At 72.8% G+C, this 24,469-nt stretch carries 21 protein-coding genes and 1 pseudogene; 10 read left to right on the forward strand and 12 right to left on the reverse strand.

The window, feature by feature from the left end:
• Positions 1–53 precede the first annotated feature (53 nt).
• Positions 54–941 carry an NAD-dependent protein deacetylase gene (locus ACLZN2_RS25370; protein WP_416981313.1) on the forward strand — a complete coding sequence of 296 codons (888 nt, stop codon included), beginning with the start codon at positions 54–56 and terminating at the stop codon, positions 939–941.
• 19 nt (positions 942–960) lie between these two features.
• Here ACLZN2_RS25370 and ACLZN2_RS25375 read toward each other — a convergent pair whose 3' ends face one another.
• From ACLZN2_RS25375 to ACLZN2_RS25400, 6 genes are all read right to left on the reverse strand, one after another.
• On the reverse strand, positions 961–1,857 hold the full coding sequence (locus ACLZN2_RS25375) for a potassium channel family protein (protein WP_416981314.1): 897 nt from the start codon (positions 1,855–1,857) through the stop codon (positions 961–963).
• 10 nt (positions 1,858–1,867) lie between these two features.
• Complete coding sequence (locus ACLZN2_RS25380) at positions 1,868–4,279, reverse strand: glycoside hydrolase family 65 protein (protein ID WP_416981315.1); 2,412 nt, start codon at positions 4,277–4,279, stop codon at positions 1,868–1,870.
• 117 nt (positions 4,280–4,396) lie between these two features.
• The gene (locus ACLZN2_RS25385) at positions 4,397–5,398 is read right to left on the reverse strand and encodes an Acg family FMN-binding oxidoreductase (protein WP_416981316.1); all 1,002 of its coding nucleotides are present in this window, start codon (positions 5,396–5,398) and stop codon (positions 4,397–4,399) included.
• A 12-nt stretch (positions 5,399–5,410) separates the two neighbouring features.
• Positions 5,411–6,322, reverse strand: a complete 912-nt coding sequence (locus ACLZN2_RS25390) for a DUF1918 domain-containing protein (RefSeq protein WP_416981317.1) — start codon at positions 6,320–6,322, stop codon at positions 5,411–5,413.
• A 107-nt stretch (positions 6,323–6,429) separates the two neighbouring features.
• Positions 6,430–6,717 carry a DUF1876 domain-containing protein gene (locus ACLZN2_RS25395; protein WP_416981318.1) on the reverse strand — a complete coding sequence of 96 codons (288 nt, stop codon included), beginning with the start codon at positions 6,715–6,717 and terminating at the stop codon, positions 6,430–6,432.
• A 38-nt stretch (positions 6,718–6,755) separates the two neighbouring features.
• Entirely contained in the window at positions 6,756–7,361 is a 606-nt protein-coding gene (locus ACLZN2_RS25400; protein WP_416981319.1) for a hypothetical protein, read from the reverse strand.
• A 238-nt stretch (positions 7,362–7,599) separates the two neighbouring features.
• Between ACLZN2_RS25400 and ACLZN2_RS25405 the strand changes: the two genes are divergently transcribed.
• From ACLZN2_RS25405 to ACLZN2_RS25415, 3 genes are all read left to right on the forward strand, one after another.
• Complete coding sequence (locus ACLZN2_RS25405; protein WP_416981320.1) at positions 7,600–8,460, forward strand: universal stress protein; 861 nt, start codon at positions 7,600–7,602, stop codon at positions 8,458–8,460.
• A 116-nt stretch (positions 8,461–8,576) separates the two neighbouring features.
• Positions 8,577–9,278 (forward strand): CBS domain-containing protein, encoded by a 702-nt coding sequence (locus tag ACLZN2_RS25410; protein ID WP_416981321.1) that lies wholly within the window; start codon positions 8,577–8,579, stop codon positions 9,276–9,278.
• A gap of 122 nt (positions 9,279–9,400) precedes the next feature.
• A complete protein-coding gene (locus ACLZN2_RS25415) occupies positions 9,401–10,426 on the forward strand; it encodes a 6-phosphofructokinase (protein ID WP_416981322.1) in 1,026 nt (341 codons plus the stop codon).
• 45 nt (positions 10,427–10,471) lie between these two features.
• On the opposite strand, the gene ACLZN2_RS25420 is transcribed toward ACLZN2_RS25415, so the two are convergent.
• The gene (locus ACLZN2_RS25420) at positions 10,472–11,359 is read right to left on the reverse strand and encodes a universal stress protein (RefSeq protein WP_416981323.1); all 888 of its coding nucleotides are present in this window, start codon (positions 11,357–11,359) and stop codon (positions 10,472–10,474) included.
• A gap of 99 nt (positions 11,360–11,458) precedes the next feature.
• Positions 11,459–13,759 carry an FdhF/YdeP family oxidoreductase gene (locus ACLZN2_RS25425; protein ID WP_416981324.1) on the reverse strand — a complete coding sequence of 767 codons (2,301 nt, stop codon included), beginning with the start codon at positions 13,757–13,759 and terminating at the stop codon, positions 11,459–11,461.
• Between the two features lie 250 nt (positions 13,760–14,009).
• Between ACLZN2_RS25425 and ACLZN2_RS25430 the strand changes: the two genes are divergently transcribed.
• The 3 genes and pseudogenes from ACLZN2_RS25430 (at position 14,010) to ACLZN2_RS25440 (ending at position 16,140) form a co-directional block, all read left to right on the forward strand.
• Entirely contained in the window at positions 14,010–14,963 is a 954-nt protein-coding gene (locus ACLZN2_RS25430) for a LysR family transcriptional regulator (protein WP_416981325.1), read from the forward strand.
• A 185-nt stretch (positions 14,964–15,148) separates the two neighbouring features.
• A pseudogene (locus ACLZN2_RS25435) lies at positions 15,149–15,481 on the forward strand (hypothetical protein); the annotation flags it as partial.
• A 116-nt stretch (positions 15,482–15,597) separates the two neighbouring features.
• A complete protein-coding gene (locus tag ACLZN2_RS25440; protein WP_416981326.1) occupies positions 15,598–16,140 on the forward strand; it encodes a GNAT family N-acetyltransferase in 543 nt (180 codons plus the stop codon).
• A gap of 60 nt (positions 16,141–16,200) precedes the next feature.
• Here the strand turns inward: ACLZN2_RS25440 and ACLZN2_RS25445 are convergent, their stop codons facing one another.
• The 3 genes from ACLZN2_RS25445 to ACLZN2_RS25455 form a co-directional block, all read right to left on the reverse strand.
• The gene (locus tag ACLZN2_RS25445; RefSeq protein ID WP_416981327.1) at positions 16,201–17,034 is read right to left on the reverse strand and encodes an MOSC domain-containing protein; all 834 of its coding nucleotides are present in this window, start codon (positions 17,032–17,034) and stop codon (positions 16,201–16,203) included.
• 46 nt (positions 17,035–17,080) lie between these two features.
• The gene (locus tag ACLZN2_RS25450) at positions 17,081–18,046 is read right to left on the reverse strand and encodes a D-2-hydroxyacid dehydrogenase family protein (protein WP_416981328.1); all 966 of its coding nucleotides are present in this window, start codon (positions 18,044–18,046) and stop codon (positions 17,081–17,083) included.
• Positions 18,047–18,405: 359 nt separating this feature from the next.
• On the reverse strand, positions 18,406–18,825 hold the full coding sequence (locus tag ACLZN2_RS25455) for a DsrE/DsrF/DrsH-like family protein (RefSeq protein ID WP_416981383.1): 420 nt from the start codon (positions 18,823–18,825) through the stop codon (positions 18,406–18,408).
• 214 nt (positions 18,826–19,039) lie between these two features.
• On the opposite strand from ACLZN2_RS25455, the gene ACLZN2_RS25460 reads away from it, so the two are divergent.
• Positions 19,040–19,162, forward strand: a complete 123-nt coding sequence (locus tag ACLZN2_RS25460; protein WP_416981329.1) for a hypothetical protein — start codon at positions 19,040–19,042, stop codon at positions 19,160–19,162.
• Between the two features lie 83 nt (positions 19,163–19,245).
• On the opposite strand, the gene ACLZN2_RS25465 is transcribed toward ACLZN2_RS25460, so the two are convergent.
• Positions 19,246–19,668 carry an Hsp20/alpha crystallin family protein gene (locus tag ACLZN2_RS25465; RefSeq protein WP_416981330.1) on the reverse strand — a complete coding sequence of 141 codons (423 nt, stop codon included), beginning with the start codon at positions 19,666–19,668 and terminating at the stop codon, positions 19,246–19,248.
• Between the two features lie 398 nt (positions 19,669–20,066).
• Between ACLZN2_RS25465 and ACLZN2_RS25470 the strand changes: the two genes are divergently transcribed.
• Positions 20,067–21,752 (forward strand): NAD(P)H-dependent oxidoreductase subunit E, encoded by a 1,686-nt coding sequence (locus ACLZN2_RS25470; RefSeq protein ID WP_416981331.1) that lies wholly within the window; start codon positions 20,067–20,069, stop codon positions 21,750–21,752.
• Entirely contained in the window at positions 21,749–24,439 is a 2,691-nt protein-coding gene (gene fdhF, locus ACLZN2_RS25475; RefSeq protein ID WP_416981332.1) for a formate dehydrogenase subunit alpha, read from the forward strand. Before ACLZN2_RS25470 ends, fdhF begins: the two co-directional genes overlap by 4 nt.
• The last annotated feature ends 30 nt before the right edge of the window (positions 24,440–24,469 follow it).

Raw genomic sequence — 24,469 nt, forward strand, 5'->3', positions numbered from 1 at the left:
GGTCATCTCAAGCGGTGGGGCGGCCGGGGCCGGTGGTTTCGTACCCTGGCGCCATGCGCATGCGCCCCACCCTGAGCTGGACCCCCGACGAGGGCCTGCCCCCAGGCACCACGGATCCGGAGCCGGTCGCCGAGGCCCTGCGCACCGGCAAGCTGCTGGTGCTCAGCGGGGCGGGCATCTCCACGGAGTCGGGCATCCCCGACTACCGGGGCGTGGGCGGGAGTCTGAGCCGGCACACCCCGATGACCTACCAGGACTTCACCGCCGACGCACAGGCGCGGCGCCGGTACTGGGCGCGCAGCCACCTCGGGTGGCGCACCTTCGGCCGTGCCCGCCCCAACGCCGGGCACCGGGCCGTGGCCGCGTTCGGGCGGCACGGTCTGCTCGCGGGTGTGATCACCCAGAACGTCGACGGCCTGCACCAGGCCGCCGGCAGCGAGGACGTCGTGGAACTCCACGGGAGCCTGGCGCGGGTCGTCTGTCTCTCCTGCGGCGCCCTCAGCCCGCGCCGGGACCTCGCCCGGCGGCTGGAGGAGGCCAACGCGGGCTTCGCGCCGGTGGCCGCGGGCATCAACCCGGACGGTGACGCCGACCTCACCGACGAACAGGTCGGGGATTTCCGTGTGGTGCCCTGCGCGGTCTGTGGCGGCGTCCTCAAGCCGGACGTGGTGTTCTTCGGCGAGGCCGTTCCGCCGCGGCGGGTCGAGCACTGCCGCGGGCTGGTCCGTGAGGCGGCCTCGCTACTGGTCCTGGGTTCCTCGCTGACGGTGATGTCCGGGCTCCGGTTCGTCCGCGAGGCGGCCCGGGCCGGGAAGCCGGTGCTGATCGTCAACCGGGACCCGACCCGGGGTGACCGGCACGCCCTCACCCGGGTCGCGCTCCCGTTGGGCGCGGCCCTCACCACCGTCGCGGCCCGGCTGGACATCCCGTTCGAGGGCTGAGGACGTCCGGGCCGCACGGTCACCGTGGTCCGGGTGGCCGTGGAGGGGTGAAGGGGCGGCCGTGGTCGGCGGCGTAGGCGGCGAAGACCTCCGACGGTGTGCCGCCGGTGTGGAGGAAGCGTTCGTCGAGGACGGTGGCGAGGTCGTCGAGGGCGCCGCTGAGGAGGTCGGCCGCGAGGCGGACCTCCGGGAGCCGGGCCGACCGGCCGTGTCGGGCGAGGACTGCGGCATGGCCGATCATGGCCGCCAGTGAGGAGTGCTCCTCGCCGTCGTGGAAGTAGTAGGCCTCGGCGTACTGGGTGAAGTCGATGCGGACGCGTACGACGTCGGTGGCCAGGCTGTCCAGGAGCAACGCGCCCGCGGTGCAGTCGAGCTGTCGCTCCGTCGGTCGCGCGTCGCGCAGGAGGGCCAGGCGGATGGCCAGGACTCTTCGGCGGGTGAGTGCCGGGTAGATCTCCAGCACCCAGGAGACCGTGGCCGTCAGGAGGGCGAAGCCGACGAGGGCCTCGAGCGGTGAGACCAGGCGCAGCCAGCCCTCGTCGGGGGCGATGTCGCCCAGTCCGAGGGTGGCCACCGTGACCAGGGACAGGTACAGGGAGTCGAGCACCGCCGGCTCCCGCGCCGCCTTGGAACCGGGCGAGAAGGTGAACGCCCCGGGCATGTGGGGCCAGTAGACGATCGCCCAGCCGAGGACGACGGTGAAGGCCCACATGCCCACCACGGTGACCATGGCGAGCGGTCCGACGAGTCCGACCACCCGCCCGCGTGAGCGGAGGCGCTTGGCGAGTCGCCACAGGGCGGTCATCACGAGGCGGCTCAGACCGCCGTGCCGGGTGGGGTGCCACAGGGTGTGGAACAGGTCCCGCAGGGTGACCATGACGAGCCCGGCGCCGACGACGGAGACCAGCCATTTCATGCGCTTCTCCTCAGCTCGTCGGCACCGCGAGCGTGCAGGTCTCCCCCGGCGCGACGGTCACGGCCCGGTCGGGCAGCAGCACGCGCAGGGGTGACTCCTCGGAGTCGGGCACGCCGATCCGCAGCTCGCCGTCGCGGCGCCGTACGCTCACGCCCCAGTGGCCGCGGTAGCGCAGCGAGAACCCGTACGCGGAGAGCGCCGGGAGGGGGACCGGGTCGAACCGGAGGGCGTCCTCGCGGGTCTCCAGTCCGGTGAGGCCGCGCTGGACCAGGTCGAGGGTTCCGGCCATCGCCCCGAGGTGGATGCCTTCTCCGGTCGTACCGCCCTGGATGTCGGCGACGTCGGCTTCGAGTGCCTCCTTGACGTACTGCCATGCCTCGGCCCGTCTGGCTCGGGCGAGCACCAGGCCGTGGACGAGTCCGCTGAGGGTGGAGCCGTGGCTGGTGCGCCGCAGGTAGTGGTCGACCGTCCTGCGCCAGACCTCGTCGTCCACGTCGTGGCCGAGGCGCCGGAACAGCTGCCGCAACTCGGCGGGCGAGAACAGATGGCCGAGCATGAGGACGTCGGCCTGTTTGGACGCCTGGTAGCGGTTGACCGAGTCGCCCTCGGCCTCCAGGATCCGGTCCAGCCGCCGGATGCTGTCGTACCGGGCCCGGTAGGCGTCCCAGTCCAGCTCGGCGAGATCGCCGTACCCCTCGAACTGGCTGATGACGCCCCGGTGGAAGGGGACCCACAGCCGCCGGGAGACCTCGTCCCACTTGAGGGGTTCCTCGGCGTCCAGCCGGACGCGGTCGCACAGTTCCTCCCGGCGCCAGGCGGGGAGGCGGTGCAGGAGGTCCAGGGCGCGGGCGAGGACCCAGGCGGCGGTGACGTTCGTATAGGCGTTGTCGTCCAGTCCGGGCCGGGCGGCGCCCGGGTAGGCGTCGTGGTACTCGTCGGGGCCGACCACGCCCCGGATGCGGTAGCGGCCCGTGCCGGGGTCGTGGGCCGCGAGGCCGGCCCAGAACCGGGCGATCTGCAGAAGCATCTCCGCGCCCTTGGTGTGCAGGTACTCCGTGTCGCCGGTGGCCTCGCAGTACCGCCAGACGTTGTAGGCGATCGCCGAGCCCACGTGGTGCTGGAGCCGGGAGTGGTCGGGCAGCCAGCGTCCCGAGGCGGGGTTCAGATGCCACTCCTGGCTCTCCTCGCGGCCGTCGCTGCCGCTCTGCCACGGGTACATCGCCCCCGCCCGGCCGGCCTCGGCGGCGGCCCGGCAGGCCCGCGGCAGCCGCCGGTAGCGGTAGTCGAGGAGCGCCCGGGAGACCTCCGGGAAGTGCAGGTTGAGGTACGGCAGGACGAACAGCTCGTCCCAGAAGACATGGCCGCGGTACGCCTCGCCGTGCAGTCCCCGGGCCGGGACGCCCACGTCCAGGTCCGCGGTGTGCGGGGACAGCGTCTGCAGGAGGTGGAAGAGGTGGAGGCGCAGGACGCGACCGGCCCGGCCCGGGACCTGGATCTCCGCGCGCCGCCACAGTCGCTCCCACGCGGCGGCGTGGGAGTCCAGCAGGCCGGCGAAGTCCCCCGCCGTGGCCGTCCGGTCGACCGACGCGGCGAGCGGGTCACCGATCGCCGAGTCGCGCGAGGTGTGCAGGGCCACCGTCTTCTCCACCGCGACGGGCCGGCCGGCGGTGAGCGGGACCACCAGTCGATGGACGGCTCGGCGGCGGCCCGGGCGGAGTTCGGACGTGACCGGGGAGGGACCGGAGACGGCCGTACGGGCGGCCGTGGCGATCCGGATGCCGGAGGTGCTGGTGCGGCAGGTCAGCCAGACCGTGCGGGGCTCGGCGGTCCCGGTGCGTACGCCGGTCAGCTGGCGGTGTTCGAGGGCGCGGTAGCGGTGCACGTTGCCGTTGATCACATCGCCGTCGAGACCGGACTCGATCTCGATCTCGCCCGACCTGTCCTCGGCCCAGTCCTCCGCCGTGAAGACGGTCCGCAGGGCGGCCAGGTGGGGGTCCCCCATGTGCACCAGCCGGGTCTGCTCGACGGCGAGCACGCCGGCCCCGTCCACCCGGAGGCGGAGGGTACGGGTGAGAGTGGCGCGGCGCAGGTCCAGGGTGTGCCGGTGGTCCAGGAGCGAGTGGGTGTCCGGGGTGAACCAGGCGCCCCAGGCTCCCCCGGCGTGGCGTACCCGGAACCTCAGGAGGAGCCAGTTCGGGAGGTTGACCAGGTCCTCGTTCACCACCTGCCGTCCCGCGACCGTCGACTCCAGGCGGTTGTAGCACCCGGCCACGTAGGTTCCCGGGCAGTGCACCAGCCCCGCCCGGCACTCGGGTACCGCTCCGCGCGTGGCGAAGTAGCCGTTGCCGAGGGTGCAGAGCGATTCACGCAACTGTTCGCCGGCGGGGTCGTAGCCCTCCCACTCCCAGGTCCACTCCTGCATCCTGTCCCCCCTTCCCCGGCTCGCGGTCCGGGGCTCGCGCCGCCGGGTGATCCCCTGTGCCTACCGTCGCACCGCCCGCGGGCCGCCGCGACACGGACGGGGCGGCCGGGGTGCCCGTCAGGGCTCGATGTCGAGTACCTGCGACACGGGACGACGTGGTGTGCCGGGCCCCTTCGGGCCGTAGCCCAGGCGGAGCACGACCTGGGTGGAGCCCGTCCCGGTCGACGGGTCGCGCAGGGGCCAGCGCAGGTCCGTCCATTCGAGGGGCTGGGTGGCGAAGGAGGCGGCCAAGCCGTGGAGGGTGGCCAGCAGCAGGACGCGTTCCATGGCCTGTCCGGCGCGGAGCCAGTCCTCGGGGCGGTCGTAAACCGTGCTGACGAGGGCCAGTTGGGGGGTCTGTTCGAAGTCGGCCGCTTCCCGTCCCGCCGGCTGCCGGGTTCCCGCGAAGTCGCGCATGGGGGCCTTTCCGCCGAGCATGCGCGGCCCGTAGGCGGAGGGCGGGACTCCCTCGCCGGCGGTGCCCACGGACACCTCGTCGCCACCGGTCCAGCGGGCGAGGTCCTGCTCCCTGCCGCGGTCGGTGCGGTTGCGGGCCTCGGCCTCCTGGAAGAGTTCCAGCACCTCCCGCAGATGCCATGAGGTGGGGAACGTCAGCGTCGCGCCCTCGGCCCGGCCGGCGGCGGTGAGCGCCTCCCGTACGGCTTCGGGGATCTCCCTCTCCTCGAACGGGTAGCGGCTGGTGTGCCGCTGATGGATCGCCGGATGCAGCGCGGCGAGATCCCGTTCGCCGTCGGCCGCGTCGGCCCCCTCGGTCAGCCGCACGCTCGCGAGGAGCGCCCGGTCGGCGAGGTCGGGCAGCAGCAGGGTCTCGGGGTGCAGGCCCTCGTGGGCGACCGCGACCCGCAGGTTCAGCAGAGCGGCGGCACAGCCGAGATGCAGGGCGCGGGTGTCGGGGTCGGCGTGCGGCATGCCGCGCTCGAAGTCCGCGCGCAGCTCGAAGGTGTGGCTGTGCCGGAGATAACGGAAGCGCCAGGGCTGCGCGTTGTGCATGGACGGTGCGGCGGCCGCGTCATGGACCAGGGCCGCCACCCGCTCGTCGGACAGTGCTCGTCGGCTCACGGGGGTCCTCCCCTACTGCTTTTCCGCGGTGATCCTGCGGCCGGTGAGGCTCGTGGGGCGGATCGACACCCACATCTCGCGTCCACCGCCCGCCCAGGGCGTGGTGTGGGCGCGCTCGGTGAGTCTGCGCACCGCCTCGGGCTCCGTGACGACGCTCGCAAGGCCGACGGCGAGCACGCTCCAGCCCTTGCTCAGGGCGTCGTCCAGGTGGTCGACCTCGAAGGCGACCTCCGTTCCGACGGCCGCCGCGGGCAGCGAGTCGGGAGCGGTCCGGAAGGCGATGGTGTCGTCGACGATCTCGTAGTTGACCGGCACGACCGCCGGGCGGCCGTCGGACGAGGTCACCGCGACACGCCCCACGCCGTGGGTGGACAGCAGGGTGCGGCATTCCGCCTCACCGAGGTCCCGCAGGCGGGGGTGCAGCAGTGCGTGCCCCTGGCCGGGCGGCAGGTCGCCGCCGCCTCCGAGCAGAGCGGCGGTGGTGGTGCCCAGGGCGTCGGCCAGCCGGATGAGGGCCGCCACGCTCGGATCGGCGGGGTGTTCCTCCAGGTACGACAGGTAGCCGGGCGACATCCGGGCGCGGCGGGCCGTCTCCTCCCGGCCCAGTCCCTGTCGGCGGCGTTCGGCGGCCACCCGCCGGCCGATGTCGCCGGGGTTGGCCGCGCCGGCCCGCGGAGCCTCTTCGGAACCGCCCGCCTCCCGCGCGGAAAACCCCTGCGCGGCCCCGGGCCGGCCGTGCTCGACGGGGTGGATGTGCGCGTCGGGCCCGGGGAACACGAGCGTCACCTCGTCCGTGTCCGACCAGCGCACGTCGTACGGCGGTGTGCCGTCCGCGTGGTGGAGTCCGACGATCTCGCCGTCGCGCCGGGTGGCGCCGGACGTCGTGCTTTCGATGACGAGTTGGTCGCCGAGGTGAGCGTGCATGGTGACCACCCTCTCCGTTCAGTTCCGCGCGGACGCGCTCGGCGTCGGGGCCGGGGCCGGGGTCCGCCGGCGGGGCCGTACGGGACTCCGTGTGGCCTGCCGGGGCGTCACAGGGGCCATGCCAGGGCCCCGGGTGTGTCCGGCAGGGACGCGCCCATGCCCTCGATGTCGAGTTCGGCGGCTCGCAGCAGCTGTCGGGCGAGGTCGTTCAGCGCCCGGCCGGCCGCCAGCTCGTCGCCGATCTCCGGCACGTTCACGTCCGCCGGATGGCAGTGCGCGGCCCCGTGGCCGGTGAGTTCCGTGCTGCCGGTGTCCAGTACCAGACGGGCCTTCGTCGTTCCCTCGTCGTCCTCGAAGAGGTGGAGACGGACCGTCCATTCCATGGTGTGGGGCATCGTTTTCCTCCTCGTCCCGCTCGTCATCGTCCCGCTCGTCATCCTCGGAAGCGCGCGGACCACAGCGGCTCCGCCACCTCCCACTCGGCGTCCCACCGCGCGTACCTTCCGCGGTCCAGCAGCAGGCGGGTGCCCGTCCAGACCGCGTAGATCCCGAAGGCGACACCGAACGCCGTCATGCCGCCGGCCAGCCAGCCGGTGGTCCGCGCGTTGAGGGTGCTCGCCGGCGGGGCGGTGAGGGTTCCGCCGCGGTCCACCCACACGCGTACGGCTGCTCCCTCGGACGTTCCCGGCTTCACCAGGGCGGTTCCGGTCCGTACGACGCCGTTGCCGTCGGTCCAGCGAACCTGCGCCGGCTGCTTCGCCACGCCGTCGTCGCGCTCGGCGTCCTGTGTCAGGCGCGCGGTGACCTGGTGGCGTTCCGCCGTCTGGGCCCGGACGGTGCGCATCGACGTGTCGTACGCCGCCAGCCCCGCGCCGACCGCTGCCGCCGGCAGCCCCAGGACGAGGACGGCCAGCAGGACGCGACGGAACCAGCACTCGAACCGGTCGGACGGGCGCCTCAGGGGGTTCGCGCCCTTCGGCACGTGCGCGTCGCGCGGCGGGGGCGGTCCGGAGGTGAACGGTGATCCCTGTGCGTCCATGGGCCGGCCTCCAGCGGGTCGCTGGTCACTTCCCCCCGCTCCTTCCTCCAGCTTGGGACGCCGAAGGGCTCGGGTCACGGGGCCGAAGGTCCCTGTCGGACCGGCGGGCGGCCCCTGCCCCCGCCCTCGCCCCCTGCGTCCACATGCGCGGCGGCGGGGAATGGGTTCTCCTCGAAGGGAGAGAGCGCACCGTCATCCACCGTCATGTCCAGCTTCGTACGAGACGGAGGCCGCCGCCATGCAACCCGTCGTCACCGTGGGCCTCGACGGCTCACCGGAGAGCCTCGCCGCCGCCCGCTGGGCCGCGGACGAGGCCGAGAGGCGCAGGCTCACCCTGCGGCTGCTGCACGCGTGGCCGCTGCTGGCGCCGGAACCGCCCCGTGTCGTGTCCGAAGTCGACCAGAACTACTGGGCGAAGCGCCTGGTCCACACCGCGCAGGCGGAGCTCCAGGCACGTCATCCGGGGCTGACCGTCGTCGGGAACCTGGTCCCCGAGGACGCCCAGGAGGCCCTCGTCAAAGCCGCCTCGGACTCGGAGATGCTCGTGCTCGGCTCCCGGGGACTGGAGGCCGTCGCGAGCTACTTCATGGGTGATGTCAGCATGCCGGTCGTGGCGCGGGCCCACCGGCCGGTCGTCCTGGTCCGCGCGGAGCGGGGATCCTCCCCGGCGGAAGCGGCCAATGTGGTCGTGGCGTTGAAACTGCACGGCCACAGCGACGAGTTGCTCGACTTCGCCTTCCACACCGCCGCGGCCCGCGGGCTTCCCCTCCTGGCCGTCCACGGCCACAGCGTGCCGCTCCACGCGCGCATGCCGTGGGGTGTGGACCATGGCGTCACCGAGGAGATCACGAGCGACGCCCGCAAGGAGCTGGACATGGTGCTCCGGCCCTGGCACGAGAAGTACCCGCAGGTGGAGGTGGCCGACAGCATCCGTCTGGCGAGCCCGGCCAAGGCCGTCGTCCAGGCCGCCCACGGCGCCGCGCTGCTCGTCGTCGGCCGACGCGCGCACCGGCACGGTACGGCACCCCACGTGGGTCCGATCGCCCACGCCGCCCTCCATCACGGACACTGCCCCGTCGCCGTCGTCCCGCACGACTGAGCGCGGCCGCTCGGGCACCTGCGCCCGGCAGCCGGGGGCCGACCGGCCCATGCGGCCCCGTGCGGGGCGGGCGGAGAGTGGAAGGGGGAAGGCGTGCGACACGAGGAGGCGGAACCATGTGGCACCGGATGGTGAGCGACCTCATGACCACCTCGGTGGTCAAGGTGCACCGGGACACGGGCTTCAAGGAGATCGCCAAGCTGCTCGCCGAGCACGACATCACCGCCGTGCCCGTCGTGGACGACGACGAACACACGATCGGCGTGGTCTCCGAGGCGGACCTGCTGCGCAAGGAGGCCGCCCTGCTGGATCCGGCGGACCTGCTGCCGGTCCTGCGTCCGAAGCCCGCCGACCGTGCGAAGGCCGAGGCCACGACCGCCGAGGGACTGATGAACAGCCCGGCGGTGACCGCGCGGCCACAGTGGAGCGCGGTGGAGGCGGCCCAGGTCATGGAGCGCCACCACGTCAAACGGCTGCCGGTGGTCGACGAGGCCGACCGGCCGATCGGCGTGATCAGCAGGGCCGATCTGCTGCGCGTCTTCCTGCGGGGCGACAGCGCCATCCGGGAGGACATCTCGGGCGACGTACTCCTGCGCACCCTCGGCATCACCCCCGGCGCGATCACCGTGCGGGTGGTCGACGGACGGGTGTCGCTGAAGGGCACCGTCGAGCGCAAGTCGCTGATCCCGGTCGTCGTACGCCTGTGCCAGGGCGTGGACGGGGTGGTCGACGTCTCCGCGGACCTGCGCCACCGGGTGGACGACACCTCCACGGCGCCGGACCCCGGCACGTCGCGCCGCGCCGGACTGGCGACGTGAGCGGGGGCGGGCCGGGGCGGGTCGCAGACGGGGGCGCGGTCACCCATGATGGAGAGGGGGTCGCACGGCTCTCGGCCGACCCACCGTCCTGACGTCACCGCGCGCGGCGAAGGGAGGAAGCCATGAGGGTCGGGGTGCTGACCGGCGGTGGGGACTGTCCCGGTCTCAACGCCGTCATCCGCAGCGTCGTGCGCAAGGGCGTTCAGCAGTACGCCTTCGATTTCGTCGGCCTGCGCGACGGCTGGCTCGGTGCGATCCAGGGCAGGGTGGTGCCGCTGGACATCGCCGCCGTGCGAGGGATCCTCCCCCGTGGCGGAACCATCCTGGGTTCCTCCCGCACCAACCCGTTCAAGCACGAGGACGGGGTGCGGCGCATCCAGGACACCCTTGCCACACACCAGGTCGACGCGCTCGTCGTGATCGGCGGCGAGGACACGCTCGGTGTCGCCGCCGAACTCAGCCGTCAGGGGATCCGGCTGGTCGGCGTACCGAAGACGATCGACAACGACGTGGCCGGCACCGACTACACCTTCGGCTTCGACACGGCCGTCGGCATCGCGACCGAGGCCATCGACCGCCTCCACACCACCGCCGAGTCGCACATGCGCACCCTGGTGGTGGAGGTGATGGGGCGGCATTCCGGATGGATCGCCCTGCACGCGGGGGTCGCGGGCGGCGCGAACGTGATCCTCATCCCGGAGCGGCCGTTCGACATCGAGCAGGTCTGCGCGTGGGTGCGGAGCCGATTCAAGATCAACTACGCGCCGATCGTGGTCGCGGCGGAGGGCGCCGTGCCCGAGGAGGGGCAGGCGATCCTCAAGGACCGGTCGCTGGACGAGTACGGCCATGTGCGGCTCTCGGGCGTCGGGGAGTGGCTGGCGCGGGAGATCTCGCAGCGCACGGGCACGGATGCCCGTACCACGGTCCTCGGCCACGTCCAGCGCGGCGGCACGCCGAGCGCCTTCGACCGGTGGCTGGCCACCCGCTTCGGGCTGCACGCCGTGGACGCGGTCGAGGAGGGGGACTTCGGCACGATGGTGGCCCTGCGCGGAACCCGGATCGTCCGCACCGCTCTGCCGGAGGCCGGGGCGGGGAACAGGACGGTGGACCTGTCGCTGTTCGACGAGTTCGAGGTGTTCTTCGGCTGATCCGGTTCGGCTGATCCGGTTCGGCTGATCCGGGCGGTACGGCCGTCAGCCGGCGTACGGCACGACCGCCACCGGGCAGCCGGTGTGGTGCAGGACGGCGTGCGTGACCGGCCCCAGTCGGCCCTCCGCCGCCTGCGGGGTGGTGCGGCGCGGGGTGCTGCGGCGGCCCACGACGAGCAGGTCCGCTCCCCGGGACGCGTTCAGCAGCGCCGGCGCGGGGTGGAGCAGGACCACGTCGGGGCGGACGGACACCTCGGGATACTTCTCCCGCCATCCGCGCAGGGCGTCGGACAACCGCAGGACCTCCTGGTCCTCCCAGCCGGCGCGGTCCTCCTCGGTCACGAACAGCGTCCGGGGAGAGACGGCCTCGGCGGGAAGCGCCCACGCCTGCACCACCCGCAGAACCGCACCCCCGGTCCGGGCGGTGGCGAAGGCGAAGTCCGCCACCTCGTCAACCGGACGGTGCGCGTCAAAACCCGCTACGACCGCCGGCGTCCTGTCCCCGAAGCCGCCGAAGAGCCGGTCGGGCACCACGACGACGGGGCAGGCGGCGGCCGCCGCCACACGGAGAGCCACCGAGCCGACCGCGAGGCCCTCGAAGCCTCCCGAGCCGCGTGCGCCCACGACGACAAGCCCGGCGTCTCGCGCGGCGGTCAGGATGGCGGTGGCGGGCGGGCCGACGGTCTGCTCGCTCCGCACCCGGAGGCCGGGGTGGCGGGCGCCGAGGTCGGCGACCGCCCGCGCGAGCACGCCCTCGCCCACCTCGTGCAGCCTCCGCTCGGCCACGGCCGGAACGGCGTCACCCGGAAGCGGTGGGGAGGCGTGCAGGAGACGCAACGGCACACCCCGCGACGCCGCTTCCCGCGCGGCCCGGTCGGCCGCCCTGAGGCTGGGTTCGGATCCGTCGACGGCCGCCAGCACGGGGTGACTCATCGCGACCTCCTTCGCCGCCCTCCTCCCACTGTTCCACGCCACGCCGCCGATGCCGGTCGGTGGCCGGACGCCGCCCCGGGGCCCGGCGACGTGCTCGTGCTAGGCGGGTGTCCGGGCGGCGGCCCGTTCCAGGCGGACGATCACGCTCTTCGAGGTGGGCGTGTTGCTGATGTCCGCCACGCTGTCGAGGGGTACCAGGACGTTCGTCTCGGGGTAGTAGGCGGCCGCGGAGCCCCGGGGTGTCGGGTAGGCGACGACCCGGAAGCCGTCGGCGCGGCGCTCCGAGCCGTCGGTCCAGACGCTGACGAGGTCGACGAGGCTGCCGTCGTCGAGGCCGAGGTCCGTGAGATCGGCGCGGTTGACCAGGACGACGCGCCGGCCGCCCTTGACACCCCGGTAGCGGTCGTCCATCGCGTACGGGATGGTGTTCCACTGGTCGTGCGAGCGCAGTGTCTGCAGGACGAGGTGGCCCTCGGGGGCCCGGAGCAGCGTGAAGTCGTTGACGGTGAGGACGGCCTTCCCGGCGGGGGTGCGGAACACCTTCTCGTTGACCGGGTTGGGCAGGCGGAATCCTCCTGGGCGCCGTACCCGCTCGTTGAAGTCCTCGAAGCCCTCGACGACCCGGGCGATGCGGTCGCGCACAAGGTCGTAGTCGGCTTCGAAGTCCGTCCAGGGGATGTCCGGTCCGGCGCCCAGCACCTTGCGGGCGAGGCGGCTGATGATGGACACCTCGCTCAGCAGGTGCGGCGACGCGGGGGCGAGGCGGCCGCGGGTCGCGTGGACCTCGCTCATGGAGTCCTCGACCGTCATGAACTGCTCGCCGCCCGCCTGGACGTCGCGGTCGCTCCGGCCGAGCGTGGGCAGGATCAGGGCGGTGCGTCCGCACACCGCGTGGGAGCGGTTGAGTTTCGTCGAGATGTGGGCGGTCAGACGGCAGTTGCGCAGGGCGCGCTCGGTGGCGTCGCTGTCGGGCGAGGCGCGTACGAAGTTGCCCGCGACGCCGACGAACAGCTTGGCCCGTCCGTCGAGCATGGCCCGGATGGAATCGACGGAGTCCAGGCCGTGTTTCACCGGCGCGGTGAACCGGAACTCCTGTCCCAGCCGGTCCAGGAACGGCTGCGGCATGCGCTCCCAGATCCCCATGGTGCGGTCGCCCTGCACGTTGCTGTGCCCGCGCACCGGGCACACGCCCGCCCCGGGCCGGCCGATGTTGCCGCGCAGGAGCAGGAAGTTGACGACCTCGCGGATGGTGGGCACGCCGTGCTTGTGCTGGGTCAGGCCCATGGCCCAGCAGACGATGACGCTGCGGCTGGCCAGCACCCGTTCGTGCACCTGCTCGATCTCGTCCCTGGTCAGGCCGGTGGCTTCCAGGACGGCGTCCCAGGACGTGGTGCGGATGTGCTCGGCGAAGGCGTCGTAGCCCGTGGTGTGCGCCTCGATGAAGTCGCGGTCCAGGACGGTGCCCGGCTCCTTGTCCTCGGCCTCCAGCAGCAGCAGGTTCAGCGCCTGGAACAGGGCGAGGTCGCCTCCGGGCCGTATCTGCAGGAACTGGTCGGCGATGTCCGTGCCGCGGCCGATGATCCCGCGTGCCTTCTGCGGGTGCTTGAAGCGGAGCAGTCCGGCCTCGGGCAGCGGGTTGACGGCGACGACATGGCCGCCGCGGCGCTTGGTCTCCTCCAGCGCGGACAGCATGCGCGGGTGGTTGGTGCCGGGGTTCTGTCCTACCACGAAGACCAGGTCGGAGTCGTAGAGGTCGTCGAGGCTGACGCTGCCCTTGCCGATGCCCAGGGTCTCCCCCAGTGCCGAGCCGCTGGACTCGTGGCACATGTTGGAGCAGTCCGGCAGGTTGTTGGTGCCGAAGGCCCGTGCGAAGAGCTGGAGCAGGAAGGCCGGCTCGTTCGCCAGCCGCCCGGAGGTGTAGAAGAGCGCCTCGTCCGGGTGGTCCAGGGCACGCAGCTCACCGGCGAGCAGGTCCAGGGCCTCGTCCCAGCCGATGGGCTCGTAGTGGGTCGCGCCCTCGCGCAGCACCATCGGTTCGGTCAGCCGGCCCTGCTGGTTGAGCCAGTAGTCGGACCTGCGGCTCAGCTCGTCGACGGAGTGCCGCCGGAAGAAGTCGGCCGTCACCCGCCGGGAGGTGGCCTCGTCGGCGATGTGCTTGGCGCCGTTCTCGCAGTACTCGTTGCGGTGCCTCTGGCCCGGCGCGGGCTCCGGCCAGGCGCAGCCCGGACAGTCGAAACCCTTGGCCTGGTTGATGTTGAGCAGCGTGAGGGCGGTGCGCTTCGGTGACGTCTGCCCGAGCGCGTACCGCAGCGCGTGCACGACCGCGGGAGCACCGGTCGCCCACGTCTTGGGGGCCGTCACCGACAGTTCGGCCTCGTCCGGTTCGTCGAAGTCCCGCATCGCACACCACACCCTCTCCGTCCAGGGCGGCGCGGGTCCTGGCGACGTCCGGCGCGTCCGCCGCGCGGCGGGGCGGCCCCGCGCGTCCTTGGACCCGCACGGGCGCGGCACACCCCGCCCACCGTTCGCGCCACACTCTCCGTCTGTGCTCCGGCGCAGGTCAAAGTGGTGGTTCCGATCGACTGACAGGCGGCACCGATCACCGCAGCGTGCCCCGTGCCGCGCGGCCGGGCTGAGGGATCATTGAAGGGTGCTGCTGCGCCAACTCGAATACCTCGTCGCCCTCGCCCGCGCCCGCCACTTCGCGAAGGCGGCCCAGACCTGCTACGTCTCCCAGCCGACCCTGTCCGAGGGCATCCGGAAACTGGAGGACGAGCTCGGCATCCCGCTGGTCCGGCGTGGGCGCCGGTTCGACGGCCTCACCCCCGAGGGCGAGCGGGTCGTGCTGTGGGCACAGCGCATCCTCGCCGACCGCGACGCCATGCAGGGCGAGATCCAGGCACTGCGCGCGGGGCTGAGCGGCCGGCTGCGCATCGGCACCGTGCCGACCGCCTCCACCGCGGTCGCGCTGCTGACCCAGCCGTTCTGCGCCGCCAATCCGCTCGCCACCGTCCAGGTCTTCGCCGACCTCCAGGCCGAGGAGATCGTGAACCGGCTGCGGGCGTACGAACTCGACGCCGCCGTCACCTACCACAGCTCCGTCGCCGCCCACGACTTCAAGTTCGTACCGCTCTACCAGGAACGCTACGTTCTGCTCACCCAGTGGTCCGCGCCCGACTCCGGGCCCGCCAGCATCTCCTGGGCGGAGGCGGCCCAGTACCCCCTGTGTCTGCTGCACCCCCTGATGCAGGGCCGCCAGGTCCTCGACGCGGTGTTCGAAGCCGCCGGCGTGTCCGTGGCGCCGCGGGTCGAAACCGACTCGATCGCCTCCCTCTTCGCGCAGGTCAGGGCCGGTCAGTGGGCGAGCATCGTGCCGCACGCCTGGCTCCACGTCTTCGGCGTGCCCACCGGCATGCACGCCGTTCCCCTGGTCAGCCCGGTCCGCACCGAGCGCATGGGCCTGGTCCTCCCGGCCCGCGAGCCGGTCTCCGTGATCGGCCAGGCCCTGATCGACGCGGTGGGACGGGCCGAGATCGCCGCCACCCTCGAACGACTGCCTCACCAGACACCGGACGGCAACACCCCGTTCGGCATACCGGGATAGTGCCTGTCCGGCGCGTCGAGTGGTGCCACAGGTGACGCGATGGAGGTGCGTGCGCTTCGCCGCGCCCGCCCCTCCGACGGCGAAAGGCGGTGGCCCGGCAGGCCTGGCTCATGGACCGTCTCGGGCCGTGACCACGCGACCAAGGACACCCCGCTCCCCGACAGGCCGATCCCCCGGGCCGTCCCCTGGTCCTGGTCACCGGGTGGGGCGCACGGTCGGCATCGGTGCGGGCATCGCCCGACGACTGGCGGCCTCGGGCTGGGACATCGCCTTCACCTGAGGTGTCACTGCGAGTCGGTCGACTCCGGCCTGCTCGACACGACCGTCGAGAGCTTCGACCGCCACTTCGCGGTCAGTGCCCGAGCGACCTGGCTGCTGATCCGCGAGTACGGCCGGCGCTTCGCCGGTGCCCCGGGCAGCGGCCGCATCGTCGCACTTACCAGCGACCACACCGTCGCAACCTGCCCTACGGGGCGGACAAGGGCGCGCTGGACCGCATCACCCTGGCCGCCGCGCACGCCAGGGTCAGTGGGTCAATGGCCAACTCCTCGTGAGCAACGGCGGATTCGCCCAGGGTGTGTGCCTGTAGTGAATCAAGGAGACCTCGGGGGCTGTGGGTGTTACCGTCCCCGGCATGGCCGAACTGATCGCTCCCACGGGACGCCTGCACTCCTCGTGGCTCGCTGCGCGTGACGAGTGGCAGCCCGGTGCTCACCAGGACGGGACCGGACTGCGTCTGGTCGGTGACGACGATCTCGACAGCCCGGAAGGGTTCGCCTCGTGGGTCGGGCGACTGCGGCAGCAGTCGGACCGGTCGCTGCCCGTCGGGGAAGGGTGCTTCCACGCCACCCACTGGTGGATCGTCGACGGCGAGACGTACCTCGGGGCCATCGACCTACGGCACTATCTGAACGCCTTTCTGCTGGAAGGCGGCGGTCACATCGGCTACAGCGTCCGCCCTTCCGCCAGGAGACGCGGGCTGGCCACGTGGGCGCTGGGAGCGGTTCTGCTCAAGGCGCCGGCGCTCGGTCTGGACCGGGTGCTCCTCACCTGTGACGACGGCAACGTCGGCTCGGCGCGCACCATCGAGAGCAACGGCGGCGTCCTCGAAGACACGCGCAGCACCGACATCGGGGTCAAACGCCGCTACTGGATCACTCTTGAGGTCTCCTCGTAGCGGACGGCTGGGCGGACGGCTGGTTGGCCGTACGTCGTCCCGGCGGCGAGGCCCGTCGGCTCAGAGCCTGACGAGGTCGCCGACGCCGACCCGCCCCGGGCGGACCACCTGGGCGTAGACCCCCGCGCAGGGCTCCGGGTTCCATCCGGGTCCGGCGGGAACGCGGTTGTGCTCGGCGAGCGTGCGCAGGGCTGCTCTGTCCTGGGGCAGTTCTCCGTGCGGGAGCGTCGGTACGGCGCAGCGTGGCGTCGAAGCGACGACCCGCAGGACGAGTTCGTCCCCGATCCGCAGCTCGCTGTCCAGCCATGCGTGGTCGAGGAAGCCGACGCCTTCGGTGTCGATGACGATGTTGGGGCGATAGCGCTCGGCCTCGGCGACCCCTCGGGGGCTGAGCGCGGCCAGCTGGCGCAGGGTGGCCGCGCTCAGCAGGTGCAAGGGGGCGTAGTCGAAGAAGGTACCGGCGGGGGCAGCCGACCCGAACTGGACGGTGTCCGCCTGCACTTCGGCGTCGAGCCCCTCTTGGAGGACCAGCTCCGGCCGGGAACGGTCCAGCGTGGCCCGGTCCGGCGGAGTGTCCGTCAGCGTGACGGGACGTCCTACTACCGCCGACAGGACGTCGTCGACATCGGTGTCCGTCCGCCGGACCGGCTTCCCGTCGGGCAGGGTGATGCGTACCGACCCCTCCTCCAGGGTCGCGCCGCAGGTGAGCAGGGCCTTCCACAGCCGCGGGTTCTTCGCGCTGGCGACCTTGCCCGTCTCCCGGTCGACGACGGCAAGGCGCCGGTCACCGGCGAGTCCACGCTCGGTCACCTCCGCGGCGCTCACCGTCTCGCCGAGCATCGACTTGACGGGGTAGCGCCACAAACCCCCGACCGTGCCCAGCGCTTTCTCCATGTCCTCCCCGTTCGGTTCGTTCGGTACGGCGGCAGTGGGCTCTCGCTCAGTCGGCCGTCAGCTGTCGTGTGGGCGTACCGGCCAGGAAAGCGGCGATGTCCTCCACGGCCTGCGCGTAGAAGGTGCGGTAGTTCTGCTCGCTGACGTAACCGAGGTGTGGTGTGGCCAGCACGTTCGGCAGTGAGCGCAGGGGATCGTCCGCGGGCAGCGGCTCGGTGTCGAAGACGTCCAGCCCCGCCCCGGCGATCCAGCCCTCGCGCAGGGCGTGCAGGAGTGCCGGTCGGTCGACGAGGGCGGCGCGGGATGTGTTGACCAGGTAGGCGTGCGGGCGCATGGCGCGTAGTTCCGGCTCACCGAGCAGGCCGCGGGTGCGGTCGGACAGGACGAGGTGGAGGGACACGAAGTCGCTGCGGCTCAGCAGGTCCTCCTTGCTCGCAGCGAGTCGGGCCCCGGCGTCGGCCGCCCGCTCCGGGGTGAGGTTCTCGCTCCACGCGAGGACCTCCATGCCGAAGGCGGTGGCGACGCGGGCGACCCGGGTGCCGATCCTGCCGAGTCCGAGCAGGCCCAGGGTCCGGCCGGCGAGGTCCTGGCCGACGGTGGACTGCCAGGGACCGCCCTCGCGCAGCGCCCGGTTCTCCGCCGCGATGTGCCGGGCCAGGCCGAGGAGGAGAGCCCAGGTCAGTTCGACGGGCGGCGTGGGGCTGCTCGCCGTACCGCAGACCGTCACTGCCTGGGCCGCCGCCGCGGCGAGGTCGATGGAGGCGTTGCGCATGCCCGTCGTCACCAGCAGGCGCAGCCGGGGCAGGCGGTGCAGCAGGTCGGCGTCGAAGGGGGTGCGCTCGCGCATGGCCACGACGACCTCGCAGTCGGCCAGTTCGGCGGCGAGCTTGTCCCGGTCGGTGAGGTGTTCGCGGAGGGTGCGTACGTCGACCTTGCCGTCGAGGACGCTCCAGTCCGCCAGGGTCAGGGCGGCGCCCTGGTAGTCGTCCAGCACCGCGCAGTGGAGGGTCATGCGGACATTCTGCCCGTCGTCGGTCCGCACCGCGGGTGCGGGTCGCAAATACCCCGTGGGGTATTTGACGCTCCCCTCCCGGTGGCCGTACTCTCACCGGGAGAGATACCCCTCGGGGTAATCGAAGAGGCAACTGGTCGTGCACTGTGCGGGCGGCCACCGCTCCTCCGACGCCGACGCCTGATCCGCCCCGCCCCCGGGCGGCGACCGGAGCACCGAGCCGCCGCCCGCCTCACAGACACCAGGGAACCCCCATGACCATCCGTGCCGACAAACCTCGACTCGATCCCGCCGCCCTGCGGGACGTACCCTGATCGCCGTGGTCGTCGCCGTCGTCATCGCCACCCGTGCCGGTCGTCTCAGGTGTAGATGATCTGGCTGCCTGCCGCGCGCTCGTAGAACTCGCCGACCGTGATGATGCCCTGGACCTGTTCGACGAGGTCGTCCTTGCCGAGTTCGAAGAGATCGACGGACGCCTTGCAGGCGTAGATGCCCGCGCCGGTGTCGGCGATCATCTCGATGAACTCGGGGATCGGCGGGATGTCGAGCCTGTCCATCTTGCGCTCCATGTACCGGGTCACCAGGTCCGGGACACCGGGCAGCCCGCCCAGCAGGGTGGGCAGGTGCAGGCCCGGGTTGCCGACCGTGGCGAGCTTGATGTGCTCCCAGTGCTTCTTCGTGATGGCGTCCAGTCCGAAGAAGGTGAAGAACAGGTCGGCCTCGATGCCCTCGGCGCGGGCGCCGTTGGCCATGATCAGGGCCGGATAGATCCCCTCCAGGGATCCCGGTCAGCCAGGCCCTGCCGCACCACGCCCACTGCCCGGTCGCGGTGGTGCGCAGGGCGGAAGCGTGAGGCCGAGCAGAACCTGCTGCACGGGACCATGGCCTCCTTCCGGGAGGGCTTTCGCCAGGTCGCCGTGGAACGGCGCCCGGTGTGCTCCCGGATCCGCCCCGCCCTCATCGACGCGAGCCGGTCCGCGCAGTTGGCAGGAAGTGAGCTGCGGCCTCGGCGACATCGAGGACGCGATCGTCGTCACCCTCGTCCCCTTCGTCAACGCCTCCTGGGGCGCGCTGTTCCCGCTGCCGTCCACCACAGGCAACGGCTCGACCCGGTGACGCGCCAGGGTCAGGACGGCGCCGACCGGACGACACTCGGCCCCCGGGCCGCGGACGACCTGGGGGCCGGACGCCAACGCGGCTCAGCCGCCGCGCTTGATCTCGATGTGCCTGGCCTCGGCCGGGGTGGTGCCGATTCCCACGGTCACGGTGAGCATGCCGTCGGCGTACTCGGCCGTGACGTCGTTCTCGTCAGCGCCGGGCGGAAGGGTCACGCTGCGGCTCATGGAGCCGTAGTGGATCTCGCTGCGGTTCTTCTCCACCTCCCTTTCGGTGCGCTCGGCCGTGACGGTGAGCACTCCGTCGTCGATCATCACGTCGATGTCCTCTGCGGACATGCCCGGGAGCTCGGCGCGCATCACGTACCTGCCGTTGTCCACATAGTCCTCGATGCGGACCGTGAAGAGGTCACTCATCGTGGGCATCGCGAACCGCGCGGGGAAGCTCTCGAACCACTCCGGAATCTCCGGGAAGGGGAACCTCTGTCTACGTGTCAGTGTCGTCATCGCCGTACCTCCTCGAGGTCTGGTCTCGACAGCCGGCATCTCCAGTCAACCAGGTGGGGCCGCCGCGCGCTGGGGCCGAACAGCCCCTGCCCTCGCCCCCTTGGGTCCCTGAAGTCCCGACAAGGTGATCGCCGGCTGCGCGGCATCGAGGCCGGACACGTTCTCAAGCGGCGGAGTTCCGGACTCCCCGCCAGGGGGAACCACTCCGTGGTGTCCGTGTAGCACACCGCGCGCGGCATCGGCCCGCTCGTGAGATGAGCCGACCGGGCACCGACGGGGCCGTACGGCCCGCGCGACGGTCTGCCGTGCCGATTCCGGTCCGGCGTGGCCATGGGGGCGACCACGCTCAGGGAGTGCCGCGATTGCGGCACCGGGTGGCTGCCCCCACGATGGAGGGCATGGCCTCCACAGCTCCCGCGGACCGTTTCGACGCGTTCCGGGCCCTGGACGACCGGCGCGGGCGGCCAGGAGAACGGCTTGTCGACGCGCTGGCCCGGGTCAGGAGGGGAACGAAGAGCGGTCCCGAGGACTGGGCTCCGGCTGTCGCCGCGCGTCTGGGGCTGCCCGCGGCCGCGGCGCTCGGACCGGCCGGCTACTACGCGGACCTGGCCGCGCCGCACGGCCGCCGTCATGTCCGGGTCTGCGCGGCGACGGCGTGTTTCGCCGCACGGGCCGGACAGCACCTCTCCGAGGTGGAGCACGCGTTGGGGGTCCGCGCGGGTGCGGTGTCCAAGGACGGGGAGACATCGCTTCAGGAGGTCCGCTGTCTGGGGTACTGCTATGCGGGCCCCGCGGCGCTCGACGGCACCTCGCCCCGCTCCGGCCCGACGCTGGCCGGTCAACTCGCCGGCGGTGAGCCCTCGCCCGACCCGCCGATCCCTGTCGCCGACGACACGGGCGACCCCGTGCTGCTCGCGGGAGTGCTGGCCGCAGAGCCCTCGTGGCAGATGTGGCCGCGGGTCGTGACCGTCGGCACCCCGGACGAGGTCCGGACGGAGGTGGCCGCCTCCGGGCTGCGCGGACGCGGTGGCGCGGGCTTCCGGGTGGCCGCGAAGTGGGAGGCCGCGGGCCGTGGTCCCGACACCGTGGTGGTGGCCAACGGAGACGAGGGCGACCCCGGTTCCTACGCCGACCGGCTGCTCATGGAGGCCGATCCCGAACGGGTGCTGGAGGGCTTGGCCCTGGCGTGCTTCGCGTGCGGGGCACGCCGGGGTGTGGTTCTGGTGCGCTCGGAGTACCCGCGAGCCCTCGCCCGGCTACGGGAGGCGGTCGGGCGGGCGTACGCCGACGGGCACTTCGGCCGGTCCGTGCACGGCACCGACCTCGCCTTGGACGTCGACGTCGTGCAGGGAGCCGGATCCTATGTCGCCGGCGAGGAGACCGCCCTGATCGCGAGCCTGGAGGGTGACCGGGGCTGCGCCCGACCACGGCCGCCCTATCCGACCCGGCGGGGGCTGTGGGACGCGCCGACGGTGGTGAACAACGTCGAGACCCTCGCGTCCGTCCCATGGATCGTCTCCCGGGGAGGCGACACCTACGCCCGGCGCGGCACGCCCGACGAGAGCGGGACGAAACTGGTCTGTCTGTCGGAGCGGTTCGCCCGGCCGGGGGCGTACGAGGTCGAGCTGGGCACCCCGCTGCTGCGGATCGTCACCGAGTTGGGCGGCGGCCTGAAGGACGGCGGTGAGCTGGCCGCGCTGCAGGTCGGCGGGCCGCTGGGCGGCTTCCTCGGCCCCGACGCGCTGGACGTACCGCTGACCACCGTCGCTCTCGCGGCCCGGGGCGCCGCGCTGGGCCACGCCGGACTGGTCGCGTTCGACCGGCGTCCGGCCCCGGAGGAGGTGCTGCGGCACATCTGGCGGTTCGCGGCAGCGGAGAGCTGCGGTGCCTGCTCGCCCTGCCGCGTCGGCTCGCGGCGCGGTCTCGAACTGGCGTCCGCCGGGGGTCCGCCCGGGCCGGAATGGGAACGACTCGCGCGTGTACTGACCGAGGCGAGCCTGTGCGCCTTCGGACGGCGCGTCCCGCCCGCGGTGCGCAGCCTCGCCCGCGCCTACGGAGACCGCCTGGCGGGGTGGGGGCCGTGAGGGGAGCGGGGATCGAGGTCGACGTCGACGGCACGCGCGTCGCCGTGCCCGAGGGGGCCTCACTGCTCGCGGCGGTGCGGGCCGCCGGGATCGACCTGCCCGCGCTCTGCTCGGACGACCGGATCGGCCCGGCCGGTTCCTGCCGCACGTGTCTCGTGCGGACGGACGGGCAGGTCGCGGCGGCCTGCGTGACCCCGGCCGCCTCCGGCACCCACGTCGAAGCCGGCACGGACGACCTGCGGCGGCTGCGCCGGGAAGCGGTGGAGGTCATCGCCTCCGTCCTGCCACCCCGTGCCCTCGCCGACGACAACCCCGGCGAACTGGCCCAGGTCTGCCGCACGTTGGGCATCGGCCCCGGCACGGCTCAGGGTGCCAGAGGCCGGGGCGGGGACGACTCCCATCCCTACGTCCACCTGGACCGGGATCTGTGCATCGCCTGCGGGCGGTGCGTGCGCATGTGCGCCGAGGTGCAGGGCACCTTCGCCCTCACCCTGGTCGGCCGGGGCGCCGACACCGTGGTGGCTCCCGGCACCGGCGGGCCCTGGGCCGAGTCGGACTGCGTGGCCTGCGGCGGCTGTGTCGACACCTGTCCCACGGGTGCGATCACCGAGCCCGGCCCGGGACGTGGACTCACCTCCGCCCACCGGCCGACCGCGACCCGTACGACGTGCGGATACTGCGGTGTCGGCTGCGCCCTGGACGTCGTCGCCGCCGACGGTGAGGTCACGGCGGTCCTGCCCGCCCGGGACGGCCCGGTCAACCAGGGACACGCCTGCGTCAAGGGCCGCTTCGCACACGGCTACCTGGTCTCCCCCGAGCGGCTCACCCAGCCGCTGTTGCGGCTGGGCGGCCGGCTCGAGCCCGTCGGCTGGCACGAAGCGCTGGACCACGTCGCCCGGGGCCTGCGTGCGGCCGTCTCCTCCGGGGGCCCGGACGCCGTGGCGGCGATCTCGTCGGCGCGCGCCACCAACGAGGAGAACTACCTCGTCCAGAAGTTCATGCGTGTCGTCATCGGCACGAACAACGTCGACAACTGCTCCCGGCTGTGCCACTCCCCGTCCGCCGCGGGCCTGACCGCCTCCTTCGGGCTCCCGGGTGGCACCGACGGCTTCGACGACGTCGAGCGGTCCGACTGTCTGCTGGTGGTCGGGGCCAATCCCGTCGAAGCCCATCCGGTGGTCGGAGCGCGCCTGCTACGACGGGTGCTGCACGGGGCGGATCTGGTCGTCGCCGATCCCCGCGCCGTGGGCCTCGCCCGCCATGCCGACGTACACCTGCGTCCCCGCCCCGGCACCAACGTGGCGCTCTTCCACGGGCTCGCCCATGTCCTGATCGCCGAGGGGCTGACCGACGAGGAATTCCTGCTCCGGCGGGCCACCGGCCTGCCGGAGCTCACCGCGCTGCTGGACGACTACCCACCCGGCCGGGTGGCGGACATCACCGGGGTACCCGTCGGCGACCTGGTCGCGGCGGCGCGGCTGTACGGCCGTGCCCGGCGGCCCGCGATCGTCTACGGGCTGGGCGTCACCGAGCACCTGCACGGCACGGACGGCGTGCGGTCGCTGGCCAACCTGGCGATCCTGCGCGGCGCCGTGGGCACCGATCGCGGCCATGGCGTCAGCCCCCTGCGCGGCCAGAACAACGTCCAGGGTGCCTCCGACATGGGCGCCCTGCCCGATGTCCTGCCCGGATACGGGAAGGTGACCGACCCCGCCGCACGGGCGCGGGCCGAGGCGGTGTGGGGGGTACCGGTTCCCGAGCGCCCCGGACTGCGCATCCCGGGCATGTTCGCCGCCGCCCGGGCCGGGGACCTGCGGGCACTGTGGATCATCGGTGAGGACGTCTGTGCCACCGATCCCGACAGCGACCGGGTCGCCGAGGCCCTGGAAGCGTGCCCGCTCGTGGTGTGCGACGAACTGTTCCTGTCCGAGACCGCCCGCCGTGCCGACGTCGTCCTGCCGGTCGCGTCCTGGCTGGAGAAGGACGGCACCTTCGTCAACTTCGACCGCAGGTTCCAGCGGGTCCGCGCCGCCGTGTCCCCGCCGGGCGCGGCGCGCAGCGACTTCGACGCCGTGCACGCCGTCGCCGCGGCGATGGGCGCGGACCTGGGCTGCCCCACTGCGGCGGCCGCCCTGGCCGAGTGCGGACGTGTCGCACCCGTCTTCGCCGGCATCTCCCACGAACGGCTGGACCAGGAGGGCGCCGTACCGTGGCCCTGCCCGGACCCGGACCGCCCGGGGGACGCCACCCTGTACCGGGACCGGTTCGCCACACCGGACGGGCGCGCCCACCTCGCGGCGGCCCCGTATCTCCCACCCGGTGAGCTACCCGACGACGACTACCCCCTGATCCTGGTCACCGGGCGGCGCTGGGCGCACTACAACTCCGGCAGCATGACCCGCCGCGGTGGCAACCTCGCGCTCGATCCCCTCGACTTCCTCGACCTCCATCCCGACGACGCCGTCCGCCACGGCGTCCGGGACGGCTCACGGGTCCGTGTGGAAAGCCGGCACGGCCGGGCCCTGCTCGTCGCCCGGGTCGGCGAGGAGACGGCTCCCGGCCAGGTCTTCTGCTCCTTCCACTTCCCCGCCAGCGGGGTGAACCGTCTCACCTCCGACCACGCGGACGCCCTCACGTCCTGCCCCGAGTACAAGGTCACCGCGGTACGGGTGACAGCGCAGGCGTGACACGGAGTCCTTCTCGTACCGTGGACAGTG

The sequence above is a fragment of the Streptomyces sp. T028 genome, from assembly GCF_048159505.1.
Lineage (GTDB): Bacteria > Actinomycetota > Actinomycetes > Streptomycetales > Streptomycetaceae > Streptomyces.